The sequence below is a fragment of the Brevibacterium sp. 2SA genome, assembly GCF_005502845.1.
In the GTDB taxonomy this organism is placed as follows: domain Bacteria; phylum Actinomycetota; class Actinomycetes; order Actinomycetales; family Brevibacteriaceae; genus Brevibacterium.
The window spans coordinates 1-13843 of the sequence record NZ_SCMW01000072.1 but is presented as its reverse complement, the minus strand read 5'-3'; the positions used below and the strand labels follow the sequence as shown (position 1 = coordinate 13843).

Sequence of the window (13843 nt, the reverse complement as noted above, 5' to 3'; positions counted from 1 at the left end):
CTCGAGCCTCGGCTACCGCACGCCCGCCGAAGCGCGCGCCGACTACACCCTTCAGGCCGCGATCGCCGCCTGATCCACAAAGAGATCGTCTACGAAACTTGACACAGCCCAGAGTTCGCGGATCGTCCAGGCTCCCGCTACCAGCAGCGGCAGCGCCAGCAGCCGAATCGCGGAGGTGTTGCGCCGGCGCGGCAGCCATCGGTAGGCGAGGGCGATCGGCACCGTCAGCACAGCCGTGTAGATCGTCAGCGCGCCAGCTAGGGCCACCCACGGGACCCAGCTCAGCGGATGCTCCCCGAGAAACTGCGCCGACCAGGACACGTGAGGAAACCAGAACGCTGCGCCGAAGACTGTCCCGACCAGCAGCGCCGCCCAGGACCGTCGCCCGATGAGAGTGACCAGGGACAACGTCACCGAGACGAACGCCAGCGGCCACCACCCGAGTGAGGGGAACGCCGCATCCATCGCGAGCCCGGCCACGCCGGCAACTGGCATCGCGGCCCACAGCGGCAAGGGCGCAGGCTCGGACGCCCGCGTGCGCGTGGCGGCAGATGTCTCGACTCTGAGCCCGGAAATGGTGCTGCTCCCTGTTCTAGCGAGGGTCGGACTCCTGTATTTGCGCGCGTACGTGGTCCATGTCTAGGTCGCGGATTTTGCCGATCAGTTCGTGTAGCGCTTTGGCTGGGAGTGCTCCGGGCTGGGAGTAGACCAGGACGCCGTCTTTGAAGCCCATCAGCGTGGGGATGGAGGTGATCTGTGCGGCGGCGGCCAGGGATGCCTGGGCCTCGGTGTCGACCTTGGCGAACAGGATGTTGGGATGCTCGGCGGACGCGGCCTCGAAGACGGGGGCGAAGCTGCGGCATGGTCCGCACCAGGCGGCCCAGAAGTCGACCAGCACGATGGGATGGTCGGTGATGGCGGCTGAGAATGCGTCTTCGGTGAGGTCGATGGTTGTCATGAGGGTGGGGCTCCGGAGTCTGGTCGGCGACGGTGTGTTGTGAGGTGAAGCGGATCAGCCCGGGGTCGGTCGGGCTAGGGCGTGTCTCGTAAAGATTCTTGTGGGAACTGGGAGTGTGGAGGCATGTCACGTTTCCAGCTCCTCTCGGATAATCAATGGGGGATGATCGCTGATCTGCTGCCCGGCCCGACGGGCAGGCAGGGCCGCCCGTTCGCTGATGCGCGCACAATGGTCGAGGGCATCATCTACCGGTATCGGTGCGGGATCGCGTGGCGTGATCTCCCCGAAGTGTTCGGGCCGTGGCAGACCGTCTGGCGGTGGCATGCCCGGATGGCTCGCGAGGGCAGCTGGGATCTCGTGCAGGCTCGCCTGCACGAGCACGCCGATCGTGCAGGCCTGATCGACTGGTCGGTGTCGGTGGATTCCACGATCGCTCGCGCGCACCAGCACGCAACGAATGTGGCTCGGGTAAAAAAGGGATTCATCGAATTACAAGAATCTGCTGATCGAGCCGCTTGATCATGCGATCGGTCGTTCCCGGGGCGGGTTATCAACGAAGACGCATCAACTCGTTGACGGGCAGGGCCTGCCGCTCGTGACGATCTGCACGGCCGGTCAGGACGGAGACTCGCCGATGCTGATCCCGCTCATGGAACAGCTTCGTGTCGGGCGTCGCAACAGGCCCGACGCCCTGTTGGGTGACAAGGCGTACTCATCGCGGGCGAACCGGACCCACCTCAGAGACCGTGGTATCGAGGCAGTGATCCCCGAACCTCGCGACCAGCAGGCCAACCGGAAGCGGCGCGGTTCGCGAGGTGGCCGCCCGCCGAGGTTCGATGCTGAGAAGTACCGGGACCGGAACGCGATCGAACGAGGCTACTGCCGGTTGAAGCAATGGCGTGGGCTCGCCACCCGGTACGACAAACTCGCGATCGTGTACCGGGCCTCGGTTGTGCTCAATGGTGTGATTGCCTGGCTCAACTATTTACGAGACACACCCTAGGCCGAAGGGACAGTTGAGAGCGGTCAGCCGGCAGACGAGGACGAGGACCACCGTGATGAGTCCGAGGCCTCCGGTGGCGATCGCCCAGGCCGGCGGCAGCTCGATGAGGAGCACGAGCGTTCCGGTGAGCAGGACGAAGATGCCGAAGACCTTCTGGAGGGCGTCGGCTGGTATGCGTCCTGACAGGCGCGCACCGAGGAGCGCTCCGAGCACGGCCATCGCGGTGACCGCGGCCACGAGGGGCCAGTCGAGGGTCACCGTGGTCAGGTAGCCGGCGAGTCCGGCGAAGGACTTCATCGCGATCACCAGCAGTGAGGTGCCCACGGCCACCGGCATGCTGAGGCCGCCCAGCAGCACGAGGGCGGGGACGATGAGGAAGCCGCCGCCGGCGCCGACGATCCCGGTGATGAGGCCGACGACGATGCCTTCGAGCATGGTCCGCAGCATCGGCAGCGAGTGGGCGCGGCCGGTCCCCGCATCGGCGGTGGGTTGGTCGGTGTCGCGCCTGGGCTTTCTGGTGACCATCGCGATCGCGGTGGCGATCATCATGATCGCGAAGGCCACCATCAGCACGGCACCGGGGAGCTGGCCTCCGATGAGTCCTCCGGCGAAGGCGCCCACCATGCCAGCGGCTCCGAAGATGAGCCCGGTGCGCCATCGGACTCGACGGTGCCGGGCGTGCACGACGAGGCTGGACAGCGAGGTCACGCCGACGATCAGAAGCGAGGCCGCGATGGCCTCTTTCGGGGGCATGCCTGCGATGTAGGTGAGCAGCGGGACGGTCAGGATCGACCCGCCACCGCCGAGCGTCCCTAGCGCGAGCCCGACACCGACGGCGAGCACGAGGGTGAGGATCAGGGTGCCGCTCACTCGTGCTCACCGGGCATCGTGGTTGGTGCTGCGGGTCGTGACGCCGACCGTGCCGATGCCGGTCCAAGATGCGGGGTCGTTGCAGTTGAACGCCGTCGGAACGTCGGAGCACGCAAGGGCATCACAGTTCCCGGGTCGCGACCGGGATGGATGCGATCGCGCTCCGTGCGGTGGGGCTGGCCGTGACCTTGTTCCAGGGCATGCGGGAGAGGATGCGGCCCATCAGGCAGGAGCCGGTGAGCGCCGCGACGACGAGCCCGGCGCTGAGCGCGAACGCGATGAACCGGGACTCCGGCCAGAGGAACTCGGCCACGAGCAGGCTCACCAGGACGATCAGCCCGGCCGTGAACCGCACCTGGCGCTCGATGTCCCAGCGAGCTGCGCCGCGGACCACCTGGCCGCCAGCGGCTTCGAAGGCGGGCACGCCGCCGGTGAGCACGTTGGCCGTCCGCACGCCGGCGGCAGCGAGATGCTGCTGGGCCTGGGCGGCGCGGTTGCCGGACTGGCACACCAGCACCGCGCGGTGCCCGAGCCGCTCTGCCAGCTCCGAGGCGTGTTCGGTCAGCAGCGGCAGCGGGACGTTGTACGAGCCGTGGATATGGAGGGTCTCGAACTCGGCCGGTGACCGCACGTCGATGATCGTGAGGTCGTCGTGGAGCTGACGCCACTGGGCGAGTTCCTCGGCGGTGATCGTTCGGAGTTCGGCGGAGGGATTGGTCATGGGGTGGTTCCTCGTCAGGTCTGGCCGCGGGCAGCGGAGATGCGAACGGAAGGGGCTGGGGCCGACCGCCCGTCGGAGGATGCGAGCGGTCCGCTGTGCATCAGGCCAGTGCGGTCTCGCTGGTGGCCTCCTGCCATGCGCGCCAGGCGTTGTAGCTGCCGTCGAGTTCTACGACGTCGTGCCCGGCGCGTCGTAGGGCGCTGGCGGCGACGGTGTTCCGCATCCCGGACTGGCAGTAGGTCACGATCGTGCCGGAGCGCGGCAGCTCGTCTTGGTGCCAGAGCACGCGCGCGGCGCTGAGCTGTGTGGCGCCGGGGATGTGCCCGGCGGCGTACTCGCTGCGCTGGCGCACGTCCAGCAGCAGCGCGGCATCGAAACCTGCCAGCTCGGCCGGCTCGATGAGGGGCGGGACGAACAGGGGAAGCCCGTCGATGGTGGTGACGTAGCCGGCGGTCTGGTCGATGCCGACCCGCAGCAGCCGATCCGCGATCGCCTGGGCGGCGGTCTGGTCGTCGGCCAGCAGAACCAGCGGACGCGAGTCGGTCTCGGGATCGTAGGCCCAGGCGGCGTAGGTGGCGGTCTTGGGGCCATCGGGGATGTTGAGCGAGCCGGCAACGGTGCCCTGATGGGCCTGCGCCGGCGGGCGGGTGTCGACGAAGGTGATCTCGTCGGCCTCCAGCCGCCGCGCCACCTCCGCTACGGCCAGCTCTGGCACCGGGCCGCGCTCGCCCAGCACAGCGGGACCCTCGCGGTTCTGCTTCTTCATCCTCGCGAAGTAGGCGTGCGCGTCGGGCTGCCCGTCGAGCAGCTCCTCGATGAACCCCTGCTCGTCGTCGGCAGCCAGGTGACGCGACCACCAGGCGTTCGCGCGTTCGTAGCCGACCGTGGTCGAGGGCAGCGCTCCGAGCGCCTTGCCGCACGCACTGCCGGAGCCGTGCCCCGGGTGGACCTGGACGTGATCGGGCAAGGTCAGGAACACCTCACGCAAGCTGGTGAACAGTTGCCGCGCGCCCTCGAAGCGGGTGTCGACCCCGCCCGCGGCCTCGTCCAGCAGGTCGGGGCGGCCCAGGTCCCCGGCGAACACGAAGTCGCCGGAGATGAGGTAGCCGGGCTCGCTGGCGAAGGCGCCGTCGGTGACCAGGAACACCAGGTGCTCAGGGGTGTGACCAGGCGTGTGCCGGGCCTGGATCGTGATGTTGCCGATCGTGATCGTGTCGCGGTCGTACAGACGCCGGGCGTCGAACCCGTACTGCCAGTCCGCGCCGCCCTCGCCGGAGACGTAGACCTCGGCGCCGACCGCCGCAGCCAGCTCGCGGGTCCCGGACAGGTAGTCAGCGTGGATGTGGGTCTCGGTCACTGCGACGATCCGCATGCCGTGCTTGGCCGCGAGCGCCAGGTAGTCCGCGATGTCGCGGCGCGCGTCGATCACCACCGCCTCGCCCTTGGCCTGGCAGCCGATGAAGTACCCGGCCTGCGCCAGGTCCTCGTCGTAGATGCGTTCGAGGAGCACTGTTCATCCTTCCGTCGATGGCATTGATACCCCTGGGGGTCTTTTTACCGTCTCATACCCCCTGGGGTATTTCAAGTCGAGAGTGCGACCCGAGCGCCCCCATACCGGCGGGGCTGGAGGTCGGGGAGGACTCGTTCAGAGGGGACTCAGCGATCGTCGCCACCAGGTGCCGTCGTTCCTGGAGGAGGAGTGCAGCGCCGTTGATGGTGATGTGGGTGGGCACGATGATCGGTCCTTGGCCGTCGGGTTCGTAGGCTTGGGCGACATCGCCGGTGAGGACGTTGTGGACCCGGATCGCTCCGTCCTCTCGCAGGTAGAGGAAGACGCCGCCGATCGCCGCGATGGTGGTCTCGGCGGCAACAGGCAGGGACCACAGCGGTCGGTCGTCGGTGTCGTAGCCGTGCAGGCCGGTGTCGTCCAGGGTGACGAGGGTCCCGGTGGTGGGGTCTACGGCGGCGTCGCGTGCGGTGCTGCTCACGATGCTGCCCTGATCCAGGTCGAGGAGTGCGCCGGTGGTCTCGGAGGTGGCGATGAGCGCGAGCCCGTCTCCCGGTGCAGGGCGCAGGGACGCGCTGATGGACGCCGCTGTCCAGCCGTGCTCGGCGAGGGGGACGCGCCAGAGCTCGTGATCGTCGGCCGTGTCGCGCGCGATCAGAGCGTCCTCGTGGGTGAGCAGCACGATGCCGTGGTACTCGCCGATGATGCGGATGCGTTCGGGGCTCGACTCGTCGGCCGCGACGTCTCCGGTGGTGGGGTCGAGCGCGACGCGTGGGCCGGTCTCGCCCATGAAGCCTTCGGGAGGTGCGGCGAAGACCAGGCCGGGGCCTTGGTAGGGGCCGGGAACCTCGACCGGGCCCCAGACCTGTTCTCCGGTCGTCAGGTCGTAGGCGGTGGCAGTCGTGGCGGCCAGGGCGTCGGCCGTGGTCTGGAGGTCGCCCAGGATCGCGAGGGTTCGGCCGTGCGCGTCGGTGGTCACGACGAACCCGGTGCAGCTCGCTGGACGTTGCGCGGCCCACAGCACGTCGCCGTGGACGTCCACGGCGGTGAACTCCAGCACGCCGTCGTGTTCGCCGGCGGCCAGATACACCCCGTCCGCGTACTGCGGAGTGATGTCCCACCCGGGGTCCACGACCTCCAGCTCCTCGAATGGCGTCGGCAGCCGCATGCCCGAGGTGTCCACCACGGGTAGCGACCCATCGACCGGGTAGGGGTCTCGGACGGGTTCGGGCTCGGATGCCCCGCAGCCGGTCACCAGCAGCGCGGCCACGGCGGCGAGGGCAAGGCTGGAGCGTCGCCGGCGCGGCGTCATGACTGTTCCGTGCGGTGCTCGCCCGCCTGGGCGTCAGCGCGAGCGCGGGTGCGGCGGCGTCTGGCCCAGAGCACGAGCACGATCCCGGCGATGAGGACGACGGCGAGGATGTCCAGGATCGGGTTCGCCAGGATCGCGGTGTTCTCCTGGAGCCAGGCCTGGGCGTCGATCGGAACCAGTTCGGGAGCCCCGACCAGGCCGTTGGTGGTCCAGAACAGCACCCCGACGCCCATGATGAGCAGCCCGGTGACCACCGAGGTGGTGTGCAGCTCCCGGCCCAGCACGGTGAACGCTCGCCCGCGCAGGAACCGGCGTCCGCGGGCGCCGAGGCGCTGCCAGAGCGCGGCGATCAGCAGTAGCGGCAGCACCATTCCCGCGCCGTACACGGCGAGCATGACGCCGGCGGCGAGGGTGTCGCCGCGGGCGGCGGCCAGGGTGAGCACGGCGCCCAGGATCGGGCCGGCGCAGAATCCCGCGATGCCGCTGGCAGCGCCCAGCAGCACCGTCTTGACCAGTCCGGTCTTGGACGCCGCTTGCGCGTGCAGGTCGGCCCCGGCCGGTAGCAGCCGGGCAGGGTCGAACCCGAACCCGAGCGCCTGTGCCGCGCCGAGGACGACCAGGACCAGCGAGGCGACGAGCACGATCGCCTGCCGGTGGGTCACGAACAGCGTCCCCAGGGCGCCGGCTCCGACTCCCACGGGGACCAGGACGGTCAGCAGGCCGACGTAGAACACGGCTCCGTGCAGCAGCAGTCGGGGGCCGGTGCCGATCGTGGAGGCGAAGAACGCCGGCATCAGCAGCGCCGCGCACGGGCTCAGCAGCGCGAGCGTGCCGCCGGCGAACGCGGCGAGCAGTCCGATGTCCACGCGGGGTCACTCCGCCGCGTCGAGCGCGGTCTGGAACGCGTCCTCGAAGATCTCGGTGGGCTGCGCCCCGACGATCGGCTGTCCGCCCAGGATGAAGATCGGGGTGGAGGTGGCGCCGAGGTCGAATCCGAACTGCTGGTTGGCGGCGATCACCTGCGCCGTCTCCTCCGAGCCCAGGTCGGCGGTGAACTGCTCGGTGTCCAAACCGAGTTCGCCGGCCAAGGCGATCAGGGCTTCCTCGCTCAGTTCGCTCTCGGACCTGCGCTCCCCGTCCTCGAACAGGGCGTCGTGGTACTCCCAGAGCGCCCCCTGGAGGGCGGCGGCGTACGAGGCCCGCGCTGCGCGCTCGGACGCGGGACCGAACACGTTGATGTCGCGCCACTCGATCCGCAGGTCACCGGCGTCGACGTGCTCCATCATCGATGGCAGCGTCTGCTCGCTCCACCTGGCGCAGAACGGGCACTGATAGTCCGAGAACACCACGAGCACTACCGGCGCATCCACGGGCCCGGCAGCGAGCAGGTCCGCCTCGTCCCTGGTCTCGGCCGCAGACAGGTCCGGTTGCTCGGGGTTCTGCACCTCCGTCGGCGCGCCGTTATCCGACGGCGAGCCCCCTTCCTCGGCCGTCGTGCCACCCCAGTTCACCGCCACGATCACGGCGATCAGGACAGCAGCCAGGGTCAACACGGCGACCGGCACGACCCATGACGACCTCGAACGGTTCGACGGTTTCGGGCGGTTCGTGGTCTCGGTGGGCATAGGGATTCTCCTGTCACTGTCGCGGGCACCGATCTCTACTATCTCAGATAGTCGACTATGCGTGGTAGTCGAGTCATGTCAGAATGGGTTCCATGACCTCTCCCACGACTCGATCCCGCCAGGGCATCGGTGAAAGCTTCCGGTTGGCGGTCCAGGCGCTTCGAGGGTGGACGGGCCGGCAGGTGCTGGTCGCGATCGCCGCCTCGGCGGTCGTCGCGGTGGTGATCGGGGTGGCGACGGTGCTGATCCCCAACCCGGTGTTCGGTCGAGACATCCCGCCGGTGTGGTGGAACTATCCGGTGTGGCTGGTCACCTCGGTGCTGTCGGGCATGCTGGTCGCCACCTATGTCCGCCCGTACCGCGCCGCCGCGGACAAGCAGCAGGCGAACGTGGTCAGCGAGGACGGCAGCACCGCCACCGACGCGGCCGATGAGGTGCAGGCGCGGCGCAGCAGTCGGATGGGGATGGCCGGCGGCATCCTGGCGTGGTTCGCGGTGGGGTGCCCGGTGTGCAACAAGCTGGCGCTGCTGGCGCTGGGGTACTCGGGAGCGATCACCTGGTTCACTCCCGTGCAGCCGTTCCTCGCGCTCGGCGCGCTGATCCTGACCGGCGTCGCACTGGTGTGGCGACTGCGCGGGCAGGTCGCGTGCCCGGTCCGCCCCGAGCCGGTGGCGGCTGTGCGATGAAGGCCGCCGATGGGGGCTCGGGCGACCTGCTGCGCCTGGGGGCGCTGGAGGCGCAGGTGATGGACGTGCTGTGGGACCACGGCCCGGCCACCGTCCGCGAAGTGATCGAGCACCTGCCCTCCGACCCCGCCTACACCACCATCGCGACCGTGCTCACCAACCTGGATCGCAAGCGCCTGGTGACCATCACGAGGCAGAACCGGTCCACCCGGTACGGCGCCAAGATCAGCAGGAACGAGCACGCCGCGGGGCTGATGGAGCAAGTGCTGGAGGCCAGCCGCGACCGGGCCGCCTCGATCCTGCAGTTCGTGGACTCGATGCCCGAGAACGACCTGGACCTGCTGCGCGACTACCTGGAACGCCGCGACCGGGGAGACATGCCATGACCGTGGGCATGCTCACGGTGGCGCTTTCGGCCGGACTGATCGCGTTGGCGGTGTTCGGGCCGGCTCTGCTGCGGCACGCGGCCCCCGCTCTGGTGCGGGTCCCGCGCCTGGCGATCGTGGTCGTCGCCGGCGGCATCGGGGTCTGGCTGGTCACGCTGCTGGCGATCGGCCCCGTGCTGGCCTGGGCCGGAGCCGGCCCCGCGCTGCTGCCCGAACGCGCGGCCGAGGTCTGCCAACGGTGCCTGAGCGCCGCGAACCCGTTCGCCGCCGACACCACCGACACCCTGGTGCCCGCGGTGCTGCTGCTCGCCCTGCCGGTGGCGCTGGCCCTTGCCCTGGGAGCAGGGCTTGCCCGCCAGATGTCCCGGCGTAGCTCCCGCTCCCGGCACGCCGCCCGCACGCTGCTGCACGGCGCGCGGCGGCAGCTCCTGCATGGACACGAGGTGGCACTGGTCGACGCCGAGCACCCGTTCGCGCTCACCTTCCCCGCCCGTCACGGCGGGATCGTGCTCTCCACCGGCGCGGTGCGCGCGCTGGAGCCGGGCGAGCTGGCCGCCGTGCTGGCCCACGAGCACGCCCACCTGCACCAACGCCACCACCTCATCACCGCGCTGGTGGACAGCATCGCCGCCTACCTGCGGTGGGTGCCGCTGATCCGCGCTGCCGCCGACGCGCTGCCGCACTACCTGGAGATCGCCGCGGACGACCAGGCCCGCCGTCACGCAGGAACCCCGGCGCTGGTCAGCGCCCTGGTCAAGCTCGGCGAACGCACCCACCCCGCCATGCCGCAGCACTCCTGCCCGGTCGCCCTCCACGCCGCCGGTCCCGAACGCATCCGCCACCTCGTCCACCCCAGCGCCGGGCTGGCAGGCGCCCTGCCCGCCGTCGCGATCGCCGCATATCTGGTCGGCATGGCCGCCCTTGCCGCCGCCGTCCACCTGCCCTACGTCTCGGCCGCCCTCACCGGCTGCGCCACCTGACCCCGCCAGAACAAGAGAGAACAACCAAGCCCATGGATGAGAACCCTCGTGAGGTGATCCTGCACGTGGCCGACGACCCCGCCGACGTGCAACGGGCGCTGGACGCCGCCGCCGGACTCCACGCCGCCGGCCTGGGAGTGCGGGTGCGGGTCGTCGTCAACGGCCCGGCACTGGCCGGCCTGACCGGCACCGATGCCGTCCAGGTGCCCGAGCACACCGAGGTGGCCGCGTGCAGCGTCGGGCTCGGACGGCGCGGCATCGACCCCGGCGAGCTGCGACCCGAGGTCGGCACCGTCCCCTCCGCGGTCACCGCGATCGTCCACGCGCAACTGGCCGGCGCCGCCTACATCCGCATCTGACCGGACCAGAAGGTGGCAGATGGAGCGCCGATGAGGACCATCGGGTTGCTGCACGGGATGAGCAGCGTCGCGACGGTGGACTACTACCGCCGGATCAACGACCGCGTGAACGAGCTGCGTGGCGGGCATGAGCGAGCCGAGCTGGTGCTGTCCAGCGTGAACTTCGGCGTCATCGAACGATGCGTGCGCGCCGAAGCCTGGGATGAGGCCGGACAGTATCTGGCAGGCAAAGCCCGGGGCCTGCAGCGGGCGGGAGCGGACTTCATCGCCTGCGGGAGCAACACCATGCACCGGGTCGCGCCCGTCATCGAGGCGGCGATCACCGTCCCGTTCCTGCACATCGCCGATGTGGTCGCGACCGCAGCGACCGACCTCGGGGTGACCCGGCTGGGACTGCTCGGCACCGCGCCGACGATGGAACAGGACTTCTACCGGGGAAGACTCGAGCGAGCGGGCTTCACTGTGCTGACCCCGGAGCCCGTCGACCGGGCCACGGTCGATCAGATCATCTTCGACGAGCTGACCAGACACGTGTTCCGGCCAGAGTCTCGGGAGACCTACATCCGGGTCATGACAGACCTCCACGCGGCCGGGGCCGAGGCGATCGTGCTCGGATGCACCGAGATCATCCTCTTGGTCGGCCCCGACGACGTGCCGGGACTGCCGCTGCTGGACTCGACCACGCTGCACGTCGAAGCCACCGTCCAGACCGCGATGTCCCGCGGCTAAGCCGCCCCACAGCGGGTCCGCCGCGCCGGGACGAGCCGGTCACCGGCGCTGGAGGAGAAGCACCCCGTCGGTCAGCTCGGCGGCCTCGCCGGAGGGTGCGGTGGCGTGTCGGGTGTGCGTCTGGATGCTCAAGACGAGCCAGTCGTGCTCGTTGAGGTTCAGCTCCACGAACTGTCGTGCCGGGCTGGGAAAGCTGTGCGCGGGATGATCCGCGGCGTCGACCCAGGGTGGGGGTGCGGCGTGGGAGAGGACCACGAGGTGACCGCCGGCGCGCACCGCGGTGGCTGCGCGTTGCAGGATCGCGATGCGCGGGAGCGGGACAGGCGAGTGCAGGAAGCTGGCGGTCACCAGATCGTAGGGGCCGTCGTCCGGCTCCCACCGTGCCAGGTCGGCGGTGACGAACCGGGTGGCCGCGCTGGCCTGTTGACGCTGAGCCTCGCGGCGTGCGCGCGCGGTCGCGGTGGCGGAGATGTCCACGCCGGTGACGATCCAGCCCTGGGTGGCGAGCCAGATCGCGTCGGCGCCCTCCCCGCACCCCAAATCCAGCGCTTTCCCCGGAGCCAAGTGCTGCACAGCGTGGACCAGGCTAGGGTTCGGGCGGCCCGACCACACGCGCTCGGCGTCCCGGTAGCGGCCCTCCCAGAACTCCTGAGGATTCTGAGAGGGCGAGTCGTGGCGCGTGGCGCCTGTCATCGTCCGAACAGGCGGGCGAAGAACCCGCCCGTCGCGGGTGCCTTCTCCTTCTCCTTGTCGTGTCCGGGGCACCACTGGCCCGCCGGCACGGTGCGCTTGACCTCGGCGATGTGCTGGCCGCAGCCGGCCCAGGTGGTCTTGCCGCAGGTCTTACAGGTCACAGCTCGGCACATGGATTGCTTCTTCCTTCGAGGGCTGTCTGTCGGTTGGTCGTGAGGATCGCTCGTTCAGGCGAGCGTGAGGAACAGCTTCTCCAGCTCCTCGGTGGTGATGTCGTCGGCACGGTTGGTGCCGTCGGGGTCGGCGATGCAGTCCTTCATCGCGGTGGAGATGATCGCGAACCCGGCACGGTCAAGCGCCGAGGAGACCGCCGCGAGCTGGGTCACCACCTCCCGGCACGACCCGCCGCCTTCGACCGCGTCAATGACGGCGTTGAGCTGGCCGCGGGCGCGGCGGAGCCGGTTGAGGATGCGGCGCTGGGCGTCGGGGTCACTCGTGGACATGAGAACTCCTGTTCGGGACGGGGGCGCTCGTCAGGTCGACGTGCTGCCGGGCATCGGGGATGTCGAGTGTGTGCTGCGGCGTCTGAGACTGCCGACCAGTGGTGAGCCAGTTCGTCGGGCATGTTCCCGTGACCGCCATGACCGCGATGACGGCGGCCATCACGCCGGCGACTACCGCGATCGCCGGGTCCGTCGACAGCATGGACGCACCGAACGAGCCGACGATCAGGGCGACGGCTCCACGGCTCAGCCGCGCCCATACGCCGGCGCGGCATGCCGGGGCGCAGGTGAGCTGTTGGTCAGACATAGGCGAAACTCCTCCGACGGTCAGGAACGCCGTCGAGCGGGTGGTCGGCCCAAAGGCCCAGGATCAGCACCGAGCTCTCCTCGACCACCCGGGTCGGGTTCTCTCGCCTGATCTCGGTCGCACCCATGACTCCAACATACCCCCGGGGGTATCTCGATCTCAACTCTTGTCATCGCAGCGTCGCGAACGAGGTCTCCGCGACAGAGGCAAGCGGACTCTCCGCAGGGTTGTGCAGCGCCCGCCGATCGCTCCTCACGCAGCCCACTCCTCTCGGGCCGTGTAGGCCGCAGAGGTCACGGGCCGGCCGGGAGGCGGCTACCTCACGGCGGCCGGCGAAGACCGGCTGAACCATACGACTATGCTAGATAGTAACTATGATGGATAGTCGAGCATGAGCTTTGGTCGACGCGCGGAACGGGGTTCGGAGCATGCGGGAGACAGTCGGACGGAGCAAGCAGCCGCCGCGGCGCTGGCATGGGACCCTCGGCGCGGCGGCGGGGACGGTCCTCGTCCTCGCTGGCGGGGCGGTGCTGGTAGGCCTTCTCGCCGCGCCGGAGCGGGTCGAGTATGTGTACGGGACGGTGAAGACGGCGGTGACGGGAAGCATCCATGCCGCGCGGGAGGACGCGTTCGGAGACCTGCCCACCGTGGACTTGGGCGCCACGGGTGGCGTGCACGAACTAGACGGCTGCGACGGAACGTTCACGGAGATGAGTTCCTACGAGCGGGAGGGTGTTCCGCCGGTATGGGCAGCCCACAACAACTGTCAAGGCGACGTCCTGCTCCCCTGGGAGATAGGCCAACGGGTGCAGGTCGAGGGCAGCGATCAGGTGTATGAAGTGGTTGATATCCGCCACACGCCAAAGACCTGGGCGACCACCGACGACCTGCTTGGCCTCGACGGTTCATTCGCCTTGCAGACATGCTTCTACGGCGAGGACCGGATGAAGTTCGTTGGGCTCGAACCGGTCGATTAGTCGCGGGATTGTCGAGACCCGCCCGTCGCGCAGTCCTCAGCGCGGTCCGTCTGGTGCCCGCGAAAGAGGTGGTCAGGAATCCCATCCCAGGAATGCGGTTGATGAGCCCGAATCGTGGGGTGTGACACTTCTCGTAGACAGTCGTTACCAGGAAGGCACGACAGGGAATCATGTCTACGAATCGCAGGACGTTCACGCCGGAGTTCAAAGCCGACGCGGTCCAGTTG

20 protein-coding genes are annotated in these 13843 nt (G+C 69.3%); 7 read left to right on the top strand and 13 right to left on the bottom strand.

Annotation, left to right across the window (positions count from 1 at the left end; all coding sequences use genetic code 11):
* Positions 1-51 precede the first annotated feature (51 nt).
* A complete protein-coding gene (locus FFS20_RS16585; protein ID WP_137826898.1) occupies positions 52-513 on the bottom strand; it encodes a hypothetical protein in 462 nt (153 codons plus the stop codon).
* A 79-nt stretch (positions 514-592) separates the two neighbouring features.
* Positions 593-958, bottom strand: coding sequence for a thioredoxin (gene trxA / locus FFS20_RS16580; RefSeq protein ID WP_026529640.1), 366 nt, complete (start codon positions 956-958; stop codon positions 593-595).
* 123 nt (positions 959-1081) lie between these two features.
* Here trxA and FFS20_RS16575 point away from each other — a divergent pair.
* Positions 1082-1961 (top strand): IS5 family transposase gene (locus tag FFS20_RS16575; RefSeq protein WP_137826897.1). Its coding sequence is split into 2 segments (ribosomal slippage): positions 1082-1438 and positions 1440-1961, totalling 879 coding nucleotides; the frame shifts between segments, so codons are not numbered across the junction.
* Here the strand turns inward: FFS20_RS16575 and FFS20_RS16570 are convergent.
* From FFS20_RS16570 to FFS20_RS16545, 6 genes are all read right to left on the bottom strand, one after another.
* Complete coding sequence (locus FFS20_RS16570; protein WP_137826896.1) at positions 1944-2831, bottom strand: sulfite exporter TauE/SafE family protein; 888 nt, start codon at positions 2829-2831, stop codon at positions 1944-1946. The genes FFS20_RS16575 and FFS20_RS16570 overlap by 18 nt on opposite strands.
* A gap of 121 nt (positions 2832-2952) precedes the next feature.
* On the bottom strand, positions 2953-3552 hold the full coding sequence (locus FFS20_RS16565; protein ID WP_026529644.1) for a rhodanese-like domain-containing protein: 600 nt from the start codon (positions 3550-3552) through the stop codon (positions 2953-2955).
* A gap of 100 nt (positions 3553-3652) precedes the next feature.
* Positions 3653-5062, bottom strand: a complete 1410-nt coding sequence (locus tag FFS20_RS16560) for an MBL fold metallo-hydrolase (RefSeq protein WP_026529645.1) — start codon at positions 5060-5062, stop codon at positions 3653-3655.
* A gap of 52 nt (positions 5063-5114) precedes the next feature.
* Positions 5115-6371: a PQQ-binding-like beta-propeller repeat protein gene (locus tag FFS20_RS16555; RefSeq protein WP_051619735.1), complete on the bottom strand. Its 1257-nt coding sequence runs from the start codon at positions 6369-6371 to the stop codon at positions 5115-5117.
* Complete coding sequence (locus tag FFS20_RS16550; protein ID WP_137826895.1) at positions 6368-7237, bottom strand: cytochrome c biogenesis CcdA family protein; 870 nt, start codon at positions 7235-7237, stop codon at positions 6368-6370. Before FFS20_RS16550 ends, FFS20_RS16555 begins: the two co-directional genes overlap by 4 nt.
* Positions 7238-7243: 6 nt before the next feature.
* On the bottom strand, positions 7244-7996 hold the full coding sequence (locus FFS20_RS16545) for a thioredoxin domain-containing protein (protein ID WP_051619736.1): 753 nt from the start codon (positions 7994-7996) through the stop codon (positions 7244-7246).
* A 92-nt stretch (positions 7997-8088) separates the two neighbouring features.
* On the opposite strand from FFS20_RS16545, the gene FFS20_RS16540 reads away from it, so the two are divergent.
* Genes FFS20_RS16540 through FFS20_RS16520 form a run of 5 tightly spaced genes read left to right on the top strand, consistent with a single transcriptional unit; the run spans position 8089 to position 11136 of the window.
* The gene (locus tag FFS20_RS16540; protein WP_051619753.1) at positions 8089-8682 is read left to right on the top strand and encodes a hypothetical protein; all 594 of its coding nucleotides are present in this window, start codon (positions 8089-8091) and stop codon (positions 8680-8682) included.
* A complete protein-coding gene (locus FFS20_RS16535; RefSeq protein ID WP_137826894.1) occupies positions 8679-9068 on the top strand; it encodes a BlaI/MecI/CopY family transcriptional regulator in 390 nt (129 codons plus the stop codon). The genes FFS20_RS16540 and FFS20_RS16535 overlap by 4 nt, the downstream gene beginning before the upstream one ends.
* On the top strand, positions 9065-10048 hold the full coding sequence (locus tag FFS20_RS16530) for a M56 family metallopeptidase (protein WP_026529650.1): 984 nt from the start codon (positions 9065-9067) through the stop codon (positions 10046-10048). The genes FFS20_RS16535 and FFS20_RS16530 overlap by 4 nt, the downstream gene beginning before the upstream one ends.
* Before the next feature lie 32 nt (positions 10049-10080).
* Positions 10081-10407, top strand: coding sequence for a hypothetical protein (locus tag FFS20_RS16525; protein WP_035744497.1), 327 nt, complete (start codon positions 10081-10083; stop codon positions 10405-10407).
* Positions 10408-10437: 30 nt separating this feature from the next.
* Positions 10438-11136 carry an aspartate/glutamate racemase family protein gene (locus tag FFS20_RS16520; protein WP_026529651.1) on the top strand — a complete coding sequence of 233 codons (699 nt, stop codon included), beginning with the start codon at positions 10438-10440 and terminating at the stop codon, positions 11134-11136.
* A 39-nt stretch (positions 11137-11175) separates the two neighbouring features.
* On the opposite strand, the gene FFS20_RS16515 is transcribed toward FFS20_RS16520, so the two are convergent.
* The 5 genes from FFS20_RS16515 to FFS20_RS18490 all read right to left on the bottom strand — a co-directional run bounded on the left by FFS20_RS16515 (position 11176) and on the right by FFS20_RS18490 (position 12766).
* Positions 11176-11829 (bottom strand): class I SAM-dependent methyltransferase, encoded by a 654-nt coding sequence (locus FFS20_RS16515; protein WP_026529652.1) that lies wholly within the window; start codon positions 11827-11829, stop codon positions 11176-11178.
* The gene (locus FFS20_RS18025; protein WP_169737488.1) at positions 11826-11990 is read right to left on the bottom strand and encodes a hypothetical protein; all 165 of its coding nucleotides are present in this window, start codon (positions 11988-11990) and stop codon (positions 11826-11828) included. The genes FFS20_RS16515 and FFS20_RS18025 overlap by 4 nt, the downstream gene beginning before the upstream one ends.
* Before the next feature lie 66 nt (positions 11991-12056).
* A complete protein-coding gene (locus tag FFS20_RS16510; RefSeq protein ID WP_026529653.1) occupies positions 12057-12332 on the bottom strand; it encodes a metal-sensitive transcriptional regulator in 276 nt (91 codons plus the stop codon).
* Positions 12319-12639, bottom strand: coding sequence for a hypothetical protein (locus FFS20_RS16505; RefSeq protein ID WP_026529654.1), 321 nt, complete (start codon positions 12637-12639; stop codon positions 12319-12321). Before FFS20_RS16505 ends, FFS20_RS16510 begins: the two co-directional genes overlap by 14 nt.
* A complete protein-coding gene (locus FFS20_RS18490) occupies positions 12632-12766 on the bottom strand; it encodes a hypothetical protein (protein ID WP_276203063.1) in 135 nt (44 codons plus the stop codon). Before FFS20_RS18490 ends, FFS20_RS16505 begins: the two co-directional genes overlap by 8 nt.
* Positions 12767-13067: 301 nt before the next feature.
* On the opposite strand from FFS20_RS18490, the gene FFS20_RS16500 reads away from it, so the two are divergent.
* Complete coding sequence (locus tag FFS20_RS16500; RefSeq protein WP_026529655.1) at positions 13068-13616, top strand: hypothetical protein; 549 nt, start codon at positions 13068-13070, stop codon at positions 13614-13616.
* Positions 13617-13843: the final 227 nt, after the last annotated feature.

Excerpts from the sequence above, each read along its gene's own strand:
- trxA (WP_026529640.1), bottom strand. The coding sequence starts at position 958 with ATGACAACCATCGACCTCACCGAAGACGCATTCTCAGCCGCCATCACC.
- FFS20_RS16565 (WP_026529644.1), bottom strand. The coding sequence starts at position 3,552 with ATGACCAATCCCTCCGCCGAACTCCGAACGATCACCGCCGAGGAACTC.
- FFS20_RS16555 (WP_051619735.1), bottom strand. The coding sequence starts at position 6,371 with ATGACGCCGCGCCGGCGACGCTCCAGCCTTGCCCTCGCCGCCGTGGCC.
- FFS20_RS16545 (WP_051619736.1), bottom strand. The coding sequence starts at position 7,996 with ATGCCCACCGAGACCACGAACCGCCCGAAACCGTCGAACCGTTCGAGG.
- FFS20_RS16540 (WP_051619753.1), top strand. The coding sequence starts at position 8,089 with ATGACCTCTCCCACGACTCGATCCCGCCAGGGCATCGGTGAAAGCTTC.
- FFS20_RS16535 (WP_137826894.1), top strand. The coding sequence starts at position 8,679 with ATGAAGGCCGCCGATGGGGGCTCGGGCGACCTGCTGCGCCTGGGGGCG.
- FFS20_RS16530 (WP_026529650.1), top strand. The coding sequence starts at position 9,065 with ATGACCGTGGGCATGCTCACGGTGGCGCTTTCGGCCGGACTGATCGCG.
- FFS20_RS16525 (WP_035744497.1), top strand. The coding sequence starts at position 10,081 with ATGGATGAGAACCCTCGTGAGGTGATCCTGCACGTGGCCGACGACCCC.
- FFS20_RS16520 (WP_026529651.1), top strand. The coding sequence starts at position 10,438 with ATGAGGACCATCGGGTTGCTGCACGGGATGAGCAGCGTCGCGACGGTG.
- FFS20_RS16515 (WP_026529652.1), bottom strand. The coding sequence starts at position 11,829 with ATGACAGGCGCCACGCGCCACGACTCGCCCTCTCAGAATCCTCAGGAG.
- FFS20_RS16510 (WP_026529653.1), bottom strand. The coding sequence starts at position 12,332 with ATGTCCACGAGTGACCCCGACGCCCAGCGCCGCATCCTCAACCGGCTC.
- FFS20_RS16505 (WP_026529654.1), bottom strand. The coding sequence starts at position 12,639 with ATGTCTGACCAACAGCTCACCTGCGCCCCGGCATGCCGCGCCGGCGTA.
- FFS20_RS18490 (WP_276203063.1), bottom strand. The coding sequence starts at position 12,766 with ATGGGTGCGACCGAGATCAGGCGAGAGAACCCGACCCGGGTGGTCGAG.
- FFS20_RS16500 (WP_026529655.1), top strand. The coding sequence starts at position 13,068 with ATGCGGGAGACAGTCGGACGGAGCAAGCAGCCGCCGCGGCGCTGGCAT.